The organism is Streptomyces yongxingensis (assembly GCF_055597465.1).
Window position 1 is genome coordinate 8,697,594 of record NZ_CM145717.1, and the last position, 16,568, is coordinate 8,714,161.

Below are 16,568 nucleotides of genomic sequence, written 5' to 3' on the forward strand. Positions count from 1 at the left end.
CCCGGCCCAGTAGTGAGGAATCATGCCCGTGTCCACTGCGAGAGCCAGGCGACGGTTGTCGCCGTCCCCGCGGATGTCCTTGCGCAGAACATTGACGCTCATCGTCTCGGTCGTGCTGCTCACCGCGGTCGTCCCCCTCGTCTCCCTCGGAACGGCGCAACCCGCCGCCGCACTCGGCAACGGGCTCGCGCTGACCCCGCAGATGGGTTTCAACGACTGGAACGCGTACGGCTGCAACGTCTCCGAGTCGCTCATCAAGTCCACCGCGCAGGCGATGCACACCAACGGCATGCAGGCGGCCGGTTATTCGTACGTCAACATCGACGACTGCTGGATGACCCACAGCCGCGACTCCGGCGGCCGCCTGGTGCCGGACCCGGCCAAGTTCCCGGACGGCATCAAGGGCACCGCGGACTACGTGCACTCGCTGGGGCTGAAGCTGGGGATCTACGAGGACGCGGGCACCGCGACCTGTGCGGGTTACCCGGGCAGTCTGGGGCACGAGACGACGGACGCGCGGTCGTTCGCTTCCTGGGGCGTGGACTATCTGAAGTACGACAACTGCAACAACACAGGGGCGCCCGCGCGCACCCGGTACACCGTGATGCGTGACGCCCTGGCGGCCACCGGCCGGCCGATCCTGTTCAGCCTGTGCAACTGGGGCCAGGAGAACGTGTGGAGCTGGGGCGCGGACGTGGGCAACAGCTGGCGCACCACCGGGGACATCAACGCCAGCTTCTCCAGCATGCTGTCGATCTTCCACAGCAACGTGGGGCTGGCCTCCTACGCCGGTCCCGGCCACTGGAACGACCCGGACATGCTGGAGGTCGGCAACGGCTCACTGACGGCCACCGAGAGCCGCAGCGAGTTCAGTCTGTGGGCGGAGATGGCCGCGCCGCTGATCGCGGGCACCAACATCCCCTCGGCCAGTGCGGACACCCTGTCCACGCTGACCAACTCCCGGGTGATCGCGGTGGACCAGGATCCCCTGGGCAAGCAGGGCGCCATGGTCTCCTCCTCGGGCGGCCTGGACGTGCTGGCCAAGCCGCTGGCCAATGGGGACGTGTCGGTCGCGCTGTTCAACGAGACGGGCTCGACGGCGACCATCATCACCACCGCGGCCGCGATCGGGAAGACCGGGGCGTCCGCCTATACGCTGACCGACCTGTGGTCGGGAGTGTCCTCGACCACCTCCGGCACGATCAGCGCCTCGGTGCCGGCACACGGCACGGTGATGTACCGCGTCGCGGGCGGCACCAGCGGTGGCGGCGGCACCAGTGTGACCGGCGCGCTGCACGCGATGGGTGCCGACAAGTGCCTGGACGTGCCGAACTCGACCACGACCGCCGGCACCCAGGTGGAGATCTGGAGCTGCCACGGCGGGGGCAACCAGACCTGGACGCACTCCACCTCCAACCAGCTCACCGTCTACTCCGGCAGCCGCCAGATGTGCCTGGACGCCTACGACAACCGGACCAGCCCCGGGACGAAGGTGGAGATCTGGCCGTGCAACGGCCAGACCAACCAGCAGTGGACGCTGAACTCGAACGGCACGATCACCGGTGTCCAGTCCGGCCTCTGCCTGGACGTCGCCGGAGAGGCCACGGCCGACGGAACCCTCGCCGAGCTGTGGACCTGCAACGGCAGCAGCAGCCAGCGCTGGACGCTGGGATGAGTCCCCCTCCGTGCCCCGGCCCGGCACCGGCCGGGCCCTCCCGCGGGGCCTGCCCGCCCCGGACGGCCGGGGGCCTCCGCACCGACCACTGGCAGCTTCGGCGCCGCCGTGGGGCGGCACCGCCACAGAGGAGGTCGCCATGATCGAACCTGCCGTCCCTCCCCGGCGAAGTCGACGGAAGGCCGCGCTCCTTGTCGCCCTGGCGATGGTTCTGGCCGCGTTCGGCGCGCCGGCGTTCGCCACATCCTCGCAGTCCGGTGCGGCCGCCACCGTCCACCCGGCGGCCCACCGCGCGGCGGACGCGTCGCTTCCGTGCGACATCTACGCCGCGGGCGGTACGCCGTGTGTGACGGCGCACTCCACCACCAGGGCCCTCTTCGCGTCGTACAACGGGCCGCTGTATCAGATCCAGCGGTCCTCCGATCACAGCTACCGCGACATCGCGGTGCTCAGCGCGGGCGGATACGCCGACGCGGCTTCCCAGGTCTCGTTCTGCTCGGGCACGTCGTGCACGATCACCAAGCTCTACGACCAGACCACCGAGCACAACGACCTGCCGATCTCCTGGGGCGGCTTCTGGAAGGGCCCTGGCCCGGGCGGATCCGACATCGGGGCGGACGCCATGGCCCTGCCGGTGACCGCGGCCGGCCACCAGGTCTTCGGCGTCAAGGTCAAGCAAGGTGTCGGTTACCGGATCGACCACGCGAAGGGCGTGGCCACCGGTTCCCAGCCCGAAGGCATCTACATGGTGACGTCGTCGAACTACACGAACCAGTGGTGCTGCTTCGACTACGGCAGCGGGGAGAACTCCCACACCGACACCGGCAACGCCACCATGAACGCCATCTACTGGGGCAACGCCTGCTGGTTCAACGGGTGCACCGGCAACGGCCCGTGGGTCGAAGCCGATCTGGAGAACGGCATGTACCACACCAACACCGGCTCCAACAAAGACCCCAACAACACCGGTGTGCACTATCCGTTCGTCAGCGCGTGGCTGAAGAACAACGGCACCAGCAACTTCACCCTCAAATACGGCAACGGCGCCTCCGGCGGCCTGACCACCACCTTCTCCGGTCCCCTGCCGGGCGGTTACTCACCGATGAAGCTCGACAGTTCGGTCCTGCTCGGCACCGGGGGCGACAACAGTGTCTCGGGCACCGGCGAGTTCTTCGAAGGCGCGATGACGGCGGGCTACCCCTCCGACGCCACCGAGAACGCCGTGCAGGCCGCCATCACCGCCGCCGGCTACGGGGTGGGCGGCGGCGGTGGCGACACGACGGGTGCGCTGCGTGCGGTGGGTGCGGGCAGGTGCCTGGAGGTGCCGGGCGCGTCCACGACGCCGGGTACGCAGACCCAGATCCGCGACTGCGCCGGCGCGGCGAACCAGACCTGGTCGAAGACCGCCTCCCAGGAGCTCACCGTGTACTCCGGCGGCAGCCGGCTGTGCCTGGACGCCTCCGGCCGGGGCACCGGCCCCGGCACCAAGGTCATCACCTGGGCCTGCAACGGCCAGACCAACCAGCAGTGGAACCTCAACGCGGACGGCACCGTCACCAACGCCCAGTCCGGCCTGTGCCTGGACGTGACCGGCGCCGCCACCGCCAACGGCACCCCCGTCGAACTGTGGACCTGCAACGGGGGATCCAACCAGCAATGGTCACTGAGCTGACCTTGGGAAAGCCGAACCGGGAGAAGGATCGGATGAGATCGAGAGCGAGGCCTGGCCGTCTGGCACTGACGGTCGGCATCGTCCTGGCGTTCGTGCTGTCACTGCTGTCGACGACCGCGAGCCGGGCCGCCTCGGGCGAGTCGCTGAGCGTGCACCTGGCGTCGCCCCGGGGACCGTCGACCGGCGTGGGCCAACGGCGCCCCCGCCCGCCAGGAGGCGTGGAACGGCGGCACCAACCATCAGTGGTCACTGAACAGCCTCGGCGGCAACCGCTACCAGATCATCAACCGGGCCACCGGCACCGCCCTTGACGGCAGCGGCAGCACCACGGCCCGCTCGACCACGGTCCTGTGGACTCCGAACTCCAGCACCAACAACGAATGGACCATCACCGGGGCCTGAGCGGCCACAGCGGCAAGCTTTCGGAAGAAGGAGTACATGAAACCCAAACGTCTCTTCATGTCCATCGCGGCTGCGGTACTTCTCGTCCTGGCAGCCCCGGGCACCTCGTTCAGCAGCGCCCTCGGCGCGCCCGCGCCGACCACGAAGGCCGCCGCCGCGGCGAGCGCCGGCTGTGGCAAGGCCCCGGCGCTGTCGAGTGGTAACCACACGATTCAGAGCGGCGGCCAGACCCGCAGTTACATACTGCGGATTCCTGCCGGCTACGACAGCAACCACCCCTACCGACTGATCTTCGGTTTCCACTGGCGGGGCGGCACGGCGGGCGACGTCGACTCGGGTGGTACGGACGGCTACAACTGGTCCTACTACGGTCTCAGGCGCCTGGCCGACAACGCGAACAACGGCACGATCTTCGTCGCCCCCCAGGGCAACGGCAACGGCTGGGCCAACCCCGGCGGCCAGGACGTGGCCTTCGTCGACGCCATGGTCAACCAGATCGAAGCGGGCCTGTGCGTCGACACCACCCAGCTGTTCGCCGGCGGCTTCAGCTACGGCGGCGGGATGTCGTACGCCCTGGCCTGCTCACGGGCGACGGTCTTCCGCGCGGTCGCGGTCTACTCCGGCGCGAACCTCAGCGGGTGCGACGGGGGCAACCAGCCCATCGCCTACATGGGTCTGCACGGCCTCAGGGACAACGTGCTGCCCATCGCGTCGGGACGGCAACTGCGCGACACCTTCGTCCGGACGAACGGCTGTACCCCGCAGAACCCGCCCGAGCCGGCCTACGGAAGCCTGACCCACATCATCACAACCTACTCCGGATGCAGGTCCGGATACCCCGTCGTCTGGGCCGCGTTCGACGGAGCGGGCCACGACCCCGGTCCCATAGACGGTTCCACCGGTGGCGGCTGGCGCACCTGGACGTCGGCAGCGGTGTGGCAGTTCTTCACACAGTTCGGCTCGAATCCGCCAGCGCCCTCCGGCAACCAGAAGATCGTCGGCCAGCAGTCGGGGCGCTGCCTCGACATCAACAACTCCACCACGGCCAACGGCACACAGGCACAACTGTGGGACTGCAACGGCGGCTCCAACCAACGGTGGACCCACACCGCTGGGAAGCAGCTGGTCGTCTACGGCAACAAGTGCCTCGGCACCTCCGGCCAGGCGGCGAACGGCAGCCCTGCGGCGATCTGGGACTGCAGCGGGCAGGCGGACCAGCAATGGAACATCAATCCCGACGGCACGATCACAGCAGCGCAGTCGGGGCTCTGCCTGGACGCCAGCGGTCAGGCGACCGCCAACGGCACGAAAATCCAGCTGTGGAGTTGCTCGGGCGGCGCGAACCAGCGCTGGCGCCTGGAGAACTGACACACCGGCCGGGCACGGCCAAGGGATGTCCAGGTCGCCCGGGCCGCTCGCCGCAGTCGAGGTCGCGGCCCGGGCGACGTGAATTGATGCGCCTATCGCATGAACAGATCTCGGTTTGTTGCTGGACACGGATCCGTTGCAGCTTCGACACTCTCGCATAACACCTCGGTCTGCTCCCCGGCCCCGCCCATCGCCGCCGAGGGCCGTCCCCGGGTGCCCCACCGACTGAGACGAGAACCCATGAAGCGCCCCGAGGTGTTCGCGGCCGCCCGGCCCACGTTCCGATGTGGGGCGCGGTCGCACGCGGCGGTCACTGACTCAAATCGTCGAACGCTTTCGTTGGTGAGGAGTCTGCATGGAGTTCAATCGGACATCGGTACGGCGTCGCAGGAGAGGCCGGTTGCGCCGCACGGCCCTGATCGCGGGAGCGAGCGCGATGCTCCTCGCCGCGGGCACGGCCGTGGCCCCTGGCGCCTCGGGCGTGGGCGCGGGTGACGCTCGGGGCACCGTCAGCGTGTCTCCCCGCGTCGCCGCCCTCATCGCCCGGATGTCTCTGGACGAGAAGCTGTCCTTCGTTCATGGAGGCACCGATCCCCGTGCCCTCGGCCAGGCCGGATACATCCCCGGGGTTCCCCGCCTCGGCATCCCCGAACTGCGGCTCACCGACGGTCCGGCGGGCGTCCGGGTCAACGCGCACGCCACCGCGATGCCGGCGCCGGTCGCGCTCGCCTCGTCCTTCGACGACCGACTGGCCCGTACGTTCGGCCAGGTCATCGGACGCGACGGCCGTGCGCTCGGCCAGGACGTCCTGCTCTCACCGATGACGAACATCATCCGGGTGCCGTACGCGGGGCGGAACTTCGAGACCTTCAGCGAGGACCCGCTGCTCAGCTCCCGCATGGTGTCCGGCGAGATCGGGGGCATACAGAGCCAGGGCCTGATCGCCACCGTCAAGCACTACGCGGAGAACAACCAGGAAGACAACCGCATGGGGGTGAACGTCAAGGTCGACGAGCAGACCCTGCGTCAGATCGAGCTGCCCGCCTTCGAGGCCGCCGTCAAGGCCGGCGCCGGTGCGGTGATGTGCTCGTACAACTCGGTGAACGGCAGTCATGGCTGCGGCAGCGACGAACTGCTCAACTCGATCCTCAAAGAGCAGTGGGGCTTCCAGGGCTGGGTCATGTCGGACTGGAGCGCGACCCACGCGACGACCGACATCGTGAACGGCCTCGACCAGGAGATGCCGAACGGCGTCTTTCTGGGCGACAAGCTGAAGACCGCGATCACGAACGGCACCATTCCGGTCTCGAAGCTCAACGACTCGGTCGCCCGCATCCTGGGCCAGATGAACCGATTCGGTCTCCTCGACGGCGCTGCGGGCCGGCGGCCCGCACGCGACCCGCAGGGCGGCGCCAAAGTCGCGCAGCAGGTGGCCGAGTCCGGCTCGGTCCTGCTGAAGAACACCGGCAAGGCGCTTCCGCTGACCGGCGAGGACACCGACATCGGGCTCATCGGCCCGACCGCGAAGACACCGAAGGTCACCGGCGGCGGCAGCTCCAACGTCGTACCGGACTCCGCGGCCTCGCCGCTGGACACCATCACGCAGCGGGCCGGCCGGAAGGCCACGGTGCGCTACGCGGCCGGCGTCGACACCACCGGCGCCCCCATTCCCGCGACGGCCCTCAGCCCCGCCCTGCCGGCCGGCTCGGACGGCACGATCACCGTCACCCCGGCGGCCCCCCTCGACTACAGCGGCACCCTCACGGTGCCGGCCGACGGCGACTACTCCTTCGTCTACGACCTTCCCGCCGCGTACGGCGCGCTGACGATCGACGGCAAGAGCGTCATCACCGGCTTCCTGGGCTCCAGCAGCGCCACGGTGCACCTCACGGCGGGAACGCACCGCTTCGCGGCCAACGCCCAAGCCATCCAGGGCGCACCGGCCAAGATCCGGCTGAACTGGGTCACCCCGCAGGCCGCGCAGGCCGCCCGGGAACAGGCCGTGGCCCTGGCCCGCCAGGTGAAGACCCCCATCGTCTTCGCCCACGACGACGGTACCGAGGGCGCCGACCGGAAGAACCTCTCCCTGCCGGCCGACCAGGACGGACTCATCTCCGCCGTCGCCGACGCCAACCCGAACACGATCGTCGTCCTCAACACGGGATCGTCGATCACCATGCCGTGGCTGTCCAAGGTCAAGGCGGTGCTCGACACGTACTACCCCGGGGAAAACGGGGCCGAGGCCACCGCCCGCCTGCTCTACGGCGACGTGAACCCGTCGGGCAAGACCACCCAGACGTTCCCCGCGAGCGAGTCCGCCACACCGGTCGCCGGGGACCCGCTCAGATACCCGGGAGTGAACAACCAGGAGAACTACTCCGAAGGCATCTACGTGGGCTACCGCTGGTACGACAAGGAGAAGGCCGCCCCGCTGTTCCCCTTCGGCCACGGCCTGTCGTACACCTCCTTCGCCTACCGCGACCTCGCGGTTCGGCTGAGCCACGGCACGTTGACCGTCTCGTTCACGCTGAAGAACACCGGCACCCGCGACGGTGACGAGGTCGCCCAGGTCTACGTCGGTGCGAGCCCGAAGACCACCGCGCCCCAGGCGGTGCGCTCGCTCGGCGGCTACCAGAAGGTGCATCTGCGGGCCGGTCAGTCGAAGTCCGTACGCATCCAGGTCGACGCACAGCAGCTGAAGTACTGGAACACCTCCTCCCACGCCTGGGAGCTCGGCACCGGGCACCGGGAGGTGTGGGTCGGCTCCTCGTCGCGGACGCTCCCTCTGCACGGCGGCGTCGAGGTCACCCGCTGACCGCCCGGCTCGCGACATCGGCCGGGTGACGAGCGGCCTCTGATGCCGGGCCGGCCCCGGCCCGGCTCCTCCCCCTCCGCCACCAAGGGTGCCGGCCGCACCGTGCGGCCGGCACCCGGCCAGAGAGGTCCCCATCCATGACTGCCGGCAGAATCCGTACTGCCCTGGGCGGTGCGTTGGTCATGTCCCTCGCTGTCGTCGGGCTGCTGCCCGCGACGGCGTCCGCGACGGCGCCGACCGCGGTGGCCACCGACAAGGGCGCCGTGCGCGGCGCCACTTCGAAGGGTGTCGAGAGGTTCCTCGGCATTGGCCTGCCCGCCCTCACCGAGGAGGGCGGCGAGTCCGGCAACTACGGGTTCATGGACCAGCAGGCCGCGCTGCGCTGGGTGCAGCGCAACATAGCCGCCTTCGGCGGCAACCCCGGTGAGGTCACCATCGACGGCGAGTCCGCGGGCGGCTGGTCCGTCTGCGGTCATCTCGTGTCGCCCGGCTCGCGCGGGCTGTTCGCCCGCGCCATGATCCAGAGGGGCTCCTGTCGCAGCGGACCGCAGGACCGGGCGGAGGCCGCGGGGACGGCGTTCGCCCGGCAGGCGGGCTGCGACGCCACGGCTCAGGCGGCCGTCCTCGACTGTCTGCGGCCGGCTTCGGCGGGTACGCTCCTCGACGCGAGCCGGACCTTCTCGGCCGGCTTCGTGGACGGAACCCCGACGTTCCCGACCGGACCGCGCGAGGCGCTGGACAGCGGGAGGTTCACCCGCGTGCCCGTGGTGGTCGGTGCCAACCGTGACGAGGGCCGCACCTTCGCCGCGGGTTACATGGGCGCGGGCAAGGAGGCCTACCTCGCCTTCGTCCAGAACCTCGCCGGCGCCCCGCGCCGACGAGGTCCTCGCCCGTTACCCCTGGCCCGATACGTCCGACCGGTACACCGCGGCGTACCTCGTCGGCGGGATCATGACGGACTCGGGGAGTGTCGCGGGGGTCGGCGGGTGCGGGCTCCGCTCGCTCGCCCGGACCCTTGAGCGGTACACCCGCACCTACGCGTACGAGTTCGACCACCGGACCGGCCCTGGCCTGACGCAGATCCCCGGCTACGTCTGGGGGGCCGGCCACGCCGCGGAACTCGCCTACATCTGGCCCAGCTTCAACAACGGCACACCCATCGCCCCGCTGTTCAACGCCGACGAGCGCCGACTCGCCCGCGAGATGACGCGGTACTGGGGCGCCTTCACGAAGACCGGCCGGCCGGCCGCCGCCGGGCAGATGGTCTGGCCCGGCTATCACAGCGGCAAGGGCCTGATGCTGTCGCTGCGGGCCGGGGGCAGAAGTGCCCTGATCGACGACGACCGGTACTCGACGGAACACCAGTGCGCGTTCTGGGACACGATGCCGGGCACACAGCACTCCTGAGGAGGCCGGGGACCGGAATCGGTGCATCAGCCACCGCGCCGGTCCCCGACCCCGCTCACCCCCACCGTCTCGACTCGTGTCACGCCGTCAGCGCTGCAGAGTCAGCAGACCCGGACGGTAGGGCAGGAGGCCGTAGTCGCCGCCGGAGTTGGGGCTGCGACCCTGGTAGAGCAACTGCAGATGGCAGGGATCGACGGTCATGGTCTGATCGGGGCTGGTGCGGATCAGTTCGCCATGGCTGATGTCGTTGGTCCAGGTGGCGCCACTGTTGGCCTTGCCGGCGAAGGGATTGCTCTCGGTCGCGGCCTGGGGCGTCCACGAGCCGTTCAGACTGGTGGCCGTGAACGAGCGGAAGTAGCGGCCCTGCGAGCCGATCGCCTCGACGATCATGAGGTAGCGGTTCTGGCCCTGGAGCTTGTAGACCTGCGGGGCTTCGAACAGATTGTTCGTCGTATCGCTCATGACCACTGTCGAGTTCGTGCCGAAGCTGCCCGGGAAGTTCCCGATCGGCATACTGGCCCGGTAGATCTTGCCGTTGTCACCGGCGAAGAACAGGTACATGTTCGTCCCGTCGGCGATGAGCGTCTGGTCGATGGGCCCGGTTCCGGAGCCGGAGATGCTTCCGGAGAAGAGCACCTGCTGGGACGACCAGCCATTCGGGTTGGTGGGGTCGCTCGACGTCCGGTAGGAGAAGGCGGTGCCACCCCATTGGTAGGCGAGCACCCAGATGTTCTTCGGCGCGAAGTAGAAGAGCGTGGGCGCGACGGTGGAAGCCGACATCGTGTTCTGGCCGGCCGATGCCATCTCCGACCAGTTGGTGAACAGGCCGAAGTTCATCGAACCCCATGTCGTCCCTGTGTCGTGCGTCGTCGCGTAGACGAGTTGCCTGCCGTTGTAGGGGACGACGGTGAAGTCCTTGAGCGAGACCCACCCCGGCTTGGGCTGCGCCAGCGCGCCCGTTGATGTCCACCGGTAGGTCGATGGAAGATCGCACGCGCCGGGGTCGTTGCCGCCGACCTTGACGAGCTGCCACTGCTGGTTGGTGCCGCCCCAGTCGTCGTACTGGACGACGTTCGCGTTGTCGGCGGTGGAGGCACCTTGTACTTCGAGGGCCTTGTCGCTGTGGCGCGCGATGAGCCTCACGTAGCCATCCGGGCTGTCGGCCAGCCGCCACTGCTGGTTGGTGCCGTTCAGGTCGGCCCACTGGACGATCGAACCACCGTTCGCGGTGGACCGGTTGGAGACGTCCAGCACCTTGCCCGAGTGGCGGGACTTGATGCGGTAGTAGCCGCCCCCGGAATCGACGAACTGCCACTGCTGCTGGTTCTGATCGTTCCTGGTCCACTGGGTGATGCGGGCGCCGTCGCCGGTCGCCATGTTGTAGACGTCCAGGGCCTTGCCGCTGTTGCGGTTGACCAGCACATACGAGGCGTTGGGGTCTACGGTCGCCGCGTCGGCGGGCTGGGCACCGAGGAAGGTGGCCACGAGCAGCAAAGGCGCAAGGACGGCGAGTAAGCGTCTTGGACGGGCCGGGGGCGGGTGGCGAAACCACATCAGAGGGCCTCCTTTGGGGCGGTGGTGACGTGACCCCGATGAACCGCGGAGCGGACGTGCCCGGGGGCAGGAGCAATCACGGAACATTTCGAAGAAATTCCGGATGCTCTGGCGCCACAAGCTAGGAATGTGTGGCCCTTTGGTCAAGGTCTGTCGCCGATCTGTCCACAAACAGCGCATCCGGTGACGCCGGGGGTTCGCCGTCGGGCTCGCCGGGTCCGGAAATTCTCGGACGAGGAACGGAAACTTCTTCTGCGAGGAGTATTGACGAGTCATCGTCAATGCCTCAATCATCCCTGCCTGAGAAGCCGGTCATAGTTCGAGATCTCGAACCGTGTCGGTACCCGCACGACAGTTCCGCGCACCAAAGCCTGCGCCACCCCCGTCACGTTCCGGTGTCCGTCCGCCGAGGGGGAGCGGACGAGGCACCCCCCTGCGCCTGCGTTCCTTCCGTGATTCCTACTTGGAGGCACAGTCATGGGCTCGTATGCCCTTCCCAGACCGGTTAGCCGCCGGAAGTTCCGCGGCCTGCTGTTGGCGCTGGTCGTCAGCGTCCTCGCAACGGTCGCCGCACTGGTCACGCCGCCGACCGCACACGCCGCCGAGAGCACGCTCGGCGCCGCGGCGGCACAGAGCGGCCGCTACTTCGGCACCGCCATCGCCTCCGGCAGACTGGGCGACTCGGCGTACACGACGATCGCGGGCCGTGAGTTCAACATGGTGACGGCCGAGAACGAGATGAAGATCGACGCCACCGAACCGCAGCGGGGCCAGTTCAACTTCAGCGCCGGTGACCGCGTCTACAACTGGGCGGTGCAGAACGGCAAGAAGGTGCGCGGTCACACCCTGGCCTGGCACTCCCAGCAGCCCGGCTGGATGCAGAGCCTCAGCGGCAGCACGCTGCGCCAGGCGATGATCGACCACATCAACGGCGTCATGGCCCACTACAAGGGCAAGATCGCTCAGTGGGACGTCGTGAACGAAGCGTTCGCCGACGGCAATTCGGGAGCCCGGCGCGACTCCAACCTGCAGCGCACCGGCAACGACTGGATCGAGGTCGCCTTCCGCACCGCGCGCGCCGCCGACCCGGCCGCCAAGCTCTGCTACAACGACTACAACATCGAGAACTGGACCTGGGCCAAAACCCAGGCCGTGTACGCCATGGTCCGAGACTTCAAGCAGCGCGGCGTGCCGATCGACTGCGTCGGTTTCCAGTCGCACTTCAACAACGACAGCCCGTACAACAGCAACTTCCGTACCACCCTGCAGAGCTTCGCCGCCCTCGGTGTCGACGTGGCCCTCACCGAACTCGACATCCAGGGCGCCCCGGCCACGACCTACGCCAACGTGACCAACGACTGCCTGGCCGTTCCGCGCTGCCTCGGCATCACCGTCTGGGGGGTGCGCGACACCGACTCCTGGCGATCGGAGCAGACGCCGTTGCTGTTCAACGGTAACGGCAGCAAGAAGCCCGCCTACACCGCTGTCCTGGGCGCACTCAACGGCGGCTCCACCACGCCCCCTGCGGATTCCGGACAGATCAAGGGTGTCGGTTCGGGCCGCTGCCTGGACGTGCCCGGCACCAGCACCACCGACGGCACCCAGGTCAACCTGTGGGACTGCCACAGCGGCACCAACCAGCAGTGGACGTACACCGACGCCGGCGAGCTCAGGGTCTACGGCGACAAGTGCCTGGACGCCGCCGGCACCGGCAACGGTGCCAAGGTCCAGATCTACGGCTGCTGGGGCGGCGACAACCAGAAGTGGCGCCTCAACTCCGACGGATCCATCGTCGGCGTCCAGTCCGGCCTCTGCCTCGACGCCGTCGCAGGCAGCACCGCCAATGGCACCCTGGTCCAGCTCTACTCCTGCTCGAACGGCAGCAACCAACGCTGGACCCGCACCTGATGGGACATGCCACGAACCCAGGGTGAATCGCTGAAGACCTACAGTGCCCGCACCTGGAGTGGAGCCGGGATGATCCTGGCTCCACTCCGTCGACGTCTATCCCGGATTGAAGGACGCAGAGGCCTTTTCATGACAGCTCCCACGCCTTCGGAACTGGTCAGGGCGGGCGACCTGTGACTCGGGTTGCCTCGCGTACGACGATGCCTCCGGGCAACCGACTTCAGGCTCTAGAAGAAGCCGAGTTTCCGAGGGCTGTAAGAACAAAGAATGTTCTTCGTCTGCTGGTGGTACAGGCGTCAGGCGTCGCTGACCTGCGTAAAGCGTGGCCACTTATGGCTCGTTGGAGCCGTCGGCCCCGGGAATGGTCCGGATCTTGTCCTCAGCGAGACGGGCCTGGTCATCAGTCGACGCCGCATCCCTCAGCTCGTGGACTGTTCCATGCGGATGTGTTGGCCCACCCCGTCTACGGCGAGGTGGGCAGGTGCGGGGAGTGGAGCACGAGCAGGGTGATCTCGCTGGGGGCGAAGGCGCGGAATAGCGGGCCCCAGAAGCCGGTGCTGCGGCTGGTGTAGAGGAGGGTGTGGGGGCCGTGGTGGCTGAGGCCGGCGAGGGCAGGCTGGTCGATGCGGACCAGGTGATGGTAGGGCCAGATTTGGCCGCCGTGGGTGTGGCCGGAGAGTTGGAGGTCGATGCCGGCGGCTGCTGCCCGGTCGATGGACTTGGGCTGGTGTGCCAGGAGCAGGACGGGTAGGTCGGGGTCGGCGCCGTTCAGGGCTCCGGCGAGGTGGGCGCGGTGGCCTGCCAGGCCGGAGGACTCGGCGGTGACGTCGTCCACGTCGGCGACCACGGGGGTGTCGCCTCCGCGTTCGAGCAGCAGGTGGCGGTTGCGCAGTGGCTCCCAGCCCAGTTCGTCCATCAGGTTGATGGTGCGGGGTCGACCAAGATCGCAATCGCTCGCTATTTTCTGTGTGTGAACCGTCCCTGTTTGCAACGGGGCTGACATGAACAGGGTGACCAGTGTGGTGAGCTGGGTCGGACCCCCCGCTGGTGCGGTGTCGACTCGTGCTGCCCAAGGTGCTGAAGATGGCGCCGCGAACCATCCCCGCTGGCGCGAGGCCGACACTTGCTGGGGTCGGTGGTAGTTGTACCAGTCCAGCCAGCCGGGAAACGCGGCCTGGCGTTCGGCTTCTGAGGTGTAGGGCCGCTGGTAGGCCCACTCGTCCAGCAGGGTGCGGTGGAAGCGTTCGACTTTGCCGTTGGTCTGCGGGCGCCAGGGGCGGGTCCAGCGTGGGCTGATGCCCAGGTCGGCGCAGGTGCGGCGCCAGGTGTTCTTGGTGTAGGCCCAGGCGTTGTCGGTCAGCACGCGCTCGATGGTGACGACTTGGGCGGTGAACCAGGTGGTGGCCCGTCGCAGGAAGGCCGCGCAGGTGGTGGCGGTCTCGTCGGTCAGGTTCTCGGTGTAGGCCAGGCGGGAGTGGTCGTCCAGGGCGGTGTGCGGGTAGGCGTAGCCGGTGCCGGTGCGGTTCGTGCGGCCGGCTGCCCGGCCGAGGGTCTTGTGGCCGCCGCCGTCGGGGACACGGCCGAGTTTCTTGACGTCGATGTGGACCAGTTCGCCTGGCCGGGAGCGTTCGTAGCGGCGGATGGGTTCGCCGGTGGCCCGGTCCAGCGTGGCCAGAGGTGGCTGGCCGTGGCGTTGGAGGATGCGGTGTGCGGTGGAGGAGGCGACGGTGGTGCGGGCGGCCAGCCGCAGTGGGCCGATGCGGTGTTCGCGGCGCATCCGCGGCACCTGTTCCTCCACGGTGGCGGGTGTCCGGCGTGGTGAGTGGTGGGGGCGGCTGGAGCGGTCGTGCAGGCCCGCTGTCCCGTGGTGGCGGTAGCGGTGGGCCCAGCGGGCCGCGGTGGTGTGGCTGACCTGGAAGCGTTCGGCCGCTCGCCGCAGCGGCCATCCGTCCTCGACGACACACCGGGCCAGACGCAGCCTGCCAGTGGGGGTCAGCGGGGCGTTACGGTGGATCAACGAGGGCCTCCTGGGCATCGGTGCAGATGTCGCAATCCACACCGAAACCAGAGGCCCTCGCCCCGTTCAAGCACCCCTCACGGCGCGTCGCCCGTCACCAACGTCCCCGGACAGCACATCTAGAGCGGAAGCGGCGGCCACGCACCCCAGGGCTGGGACCACGTGTACGTGCGTTCCGCGTTGCCCGTCCGCCAGCGGCGCGGGGCCGTGGTCCCGAGCCAGTCCAGCGGTTCGACGCCGCCGGGCGACCCGCCGTCCAGCGCGAGCCGGACGGCCGCGCCGAGGTCGGCATCGGTCTGCGGGGTACGGGCGGCCGGGGCGACGGAGACGAACAGCGCGGTGCCGGAACGGGCCACCAGGTCCAGGAACTGACGGTTCAGCCGCCACTCGGTGGCCGGGGTACAGGACACGCAGTCGGCATCCACCGCGTAGAAGCGGCTGTGCTGGGCCAGCCGGAAGGCGAGGGTGTTGATGCCCATCCGTCTGGTGCGCTCCCAGTGACGGCCCGAGGTGTCGTCACCGGTTCGCTGCACCTGCACCAGACCCGCCGCCAGATGTCCGACGGTGTTGCAGCCGAGCACCACGGCGTCCCCGGCCGCCTCGGCGATGGTCCGGTAGAGGCCCACCAGCACTTCGGCGGTGGTGCGGGTGCGGTCGGCGAGCCGCCATCCGGCACCGGCCATTTCGTGCGGTGTGTCCGGGTGGAAGCGGCCGAAGACGTCGTACGTGCTGAAGTCGTGCTTGATCAGCTCGAAACCCCAGGAGCGGAAGCGGGCGACATCGGCGGCGACGGTCGCCAGCGTCGCGTCCAGCGACGGGTCCAGGGGGATCCGGCCGGGAGCGCCGGTGTCCGTGCGCATCCCCTCCGTCGGCACCCGGGACAGCAGCGGCCGGAACCACAGGCCGGGCCGGGCGCCACGGTCGGCGATGCCCGCGGCCAGGCCCGCCATGTCGTCGAACAGCCCGGGCAGGCCGGTGTCCCACGGCCCTCCCGGGGCGCTTCCCCCGCCCTCGGTCCAGCCGTCGTCGACGACACAGAACGGCCGCACTGGATGGTCCCCGGCGAACTCGGCGATGGTGGCCGCGTCGCGCAGTACGGCGTCCGGGCCGAAGTCCTGGCCGTAGGCGTAGTACCAGTTGTTGCAGCCGACCACCGGCTGCGCGGGCAGCAGCGGATCGGGGGACATGGCGGCGCACAGCTCCTGGAGCGCCGCGTACGGGGTGGTGTCCGCACCCGTCGCCACCCCGACCACCGTGGCGGCGGCGATCTCCCGGTCGCCCGGCAGCACAGGCAGGCCGCCGGAGCGTACGTCCAGCCACAGCGTGGTGCCGTCCTCGTCCACCGTCCAGCAGCACAGCGCCCCGGAGCGGGTCCGTACGCCTAGCCCGGCGCAGCCACCGGTCGCCGGGTCGGTGCTCAGCCAGTACCAGGGCAGGGGGCGTTCCGGCTGGACGCTGCGCCACTGCAACTCGCCGTACGAGCGCTCCCACGCATCGCCGAGTACCAGGGCGGGGCGGTGACCGCCGGGGTGGTGGCGCCAGCGCAGCGCCACCGTCGACAGGCCCTCCGGACCCGGCGCGGCGAGCACCAGCCGCAGGGCGCCGCATGGATCATGTCGCGCCGTCACCTCGGCGCCGGGCACGGTCCAGCGGCCCGCCCCCGCCGGTGCGGCGGTGCGCGGATCCCCGGACGGACCGCTGATCACGTGGACGGAGTCGGGCAGCGGAACGTCGATCGCGGCCATCGGCC

Annotated in this window: 10 protein-coding genes and 1 pseudogene; 8 read left to right on the forward strand and 3 right to left on the reverse strand. The window is 69.2% G+C overall.

Annotated elements, in window-relative coordinates:
- Nucleotides 1–73 precede the first annotated feature (73 nt).
- The 7 genes from ACZ6TD_RS37325 (at nucleotide 74) to ACZ6TD_RS37355 (ending at nucleotide 9,339) form a co-directional block, all read left to right on the forward strand.
- Nucleotides 74–1,675 carry a glycoside hydrolase family 27 protein gene (locus tag ACZ6TD_RS37325; protein WP_471358398.1) on the forward strand — a complete coding sequence of 534 codons (1,602 nt, stop codon included), beginning with the start codon at nucleotides 74–76 and terminating at the stop codon, nucleotides 1,673–1,675.
- A gap of 139 nt (nucleotides 1,676–1,814) precedes the next feature.
- Entirely contained in the window at nucleotides 1,815–3,347 is a 1,533-nt protein-coding gene (locus ACZ6TD_RS37330; RefSeq protein WP_471345173.1) for an arabinofuranosidase catalytic domain-containing protein, read from the forward strand.
- Nucleotides 3,348–3,596: 249 nt separating this feature from the next.
- A complete protein-coding gene (locus ACZ6TD_RS37335; RefSeq protein ID WP_471358401.1) occupies nucleotides 3,597–3,749 on the forward strand; it encodes an RICIN domain-containing protein in 153 nt (50 codons plus the stop codon).
- A gap of 57 nt (nucleotides 3,750–3,806) precedes the next feature.
- A complete protein-coding gene (locus ACZ6TD_RS37340; RefSeq protein WP_471358404.1) occupies nucleotides 3,807–5,117 on the forward strand; it encodes an RICIN domain-containing protein in 1,311 nt (436 codons plus the stop codon).
- A 400-nt stretch (nucleotides 5,118–5,517) separates the two neighbouring features.
- The gene (locus ACZ6TD_RS37345) at nucleotides 5,518–7,932 is read left to right on the forward strand and encodes a beta-glucosidase (RefSeq protein WP_471345175.1); all 2,415 of its coding nucleotides are present in this window, start codon (nucleotides 5,518–5,520) and stop codon (nucleotides 7,930–7,932) included.
- A gap of 137 nt (nucleotides 7,933–8,069) precedes the next feature.
- Nucleotides 8,070–8,951: a carboxylesterase family protein gene (locus ACZ6TD_RS37350; protein WP_471345177.1), complete on the forward strand. Its 882-nt coding sequence runs from the start codon at nucleotides 8,070–8,072 to the stop codon at nucleotides 8,949–8,951.
- Entirely contained in the window at nucleotides 8,884–9,339 is a 456-nt protein-coding gene (locus tag ACZ6TD_RS37355) for a carboxylesterase family protein (RefSeq protein ID WP_471345179.1), read from the forward strand. The genes ACZ6TD_RS37350 and ACZ6TD_RS37355 overlap by 68 nt, the downstream gene beginning before the upstream one ends.
- A gap of 87 nt (nucleotides 9,340–9,426) precedes the next feature.
- Here ACZ6TD_RS37355 and ACZ6TD_RS37360 read toward each other — a convergent pair whose 3' ends face one another.
- Nucleotides 9,427–10,893 (reverse strand): non-reducing end alpha-L-arabinofuranosidase family hydrolase, encoded by a 1,467-nt coding sequence (locus ACZ6TD_RS37360; RefSeq protein ID WP_182470180.1) that lies wholly within the window; start codon nucleotides 10,891–10,893, stop codon nucleotides 9,427–9,429.
- 477 nt (nucleotides 10,894–11,370) lie between these two features.
- Between ACZ6TD_RS37360 and ACZ6TD_RS37365 the strand changes: the two genes are divergently transcribed.
- Nucleotides 11,371–12,801, forward strand: coding sequence for an endo-1,4-beta-xylanase (locus tag ACZ6TD_RS37365; RefSeq protein WP_471345181.1), 1,431 nt, complete (start codon nucleotides 11,371–11,373; stop codon nucleotides 12,799–12,801).
- 1,129 nt (nucleotides 12,802–13,930) lie between these two features.
- Here ACZ6TD_RS37365 and ACZ6TD_RS37370 read toward each other — a convergent pair.
- Nucleotides 13,931–14,818 (reverse strand): annotated as a pseudogene (locus tag ACZ6TD_RS37370) (IS481 family transposase); the annotation flags it as partial.
- A 119-nt stretch (nucleotides 14,819–14,937) separates the two neighbouring features.
- Nucleotides 14,938–16,563: an alpha-amylase family protein gene (locus ACZ6TD_RS37375; RefSeq protein ID WP_471345183.1), complete on the reverse strand. Its 1,626-nt coding sequence runs from the start codon at nucleotides 16,561–16,563 to the stop codon at nucleotides 14,938–14,940.
- Nucleotides 16,564–16,568: the final 5 nt, after the last annotated feature.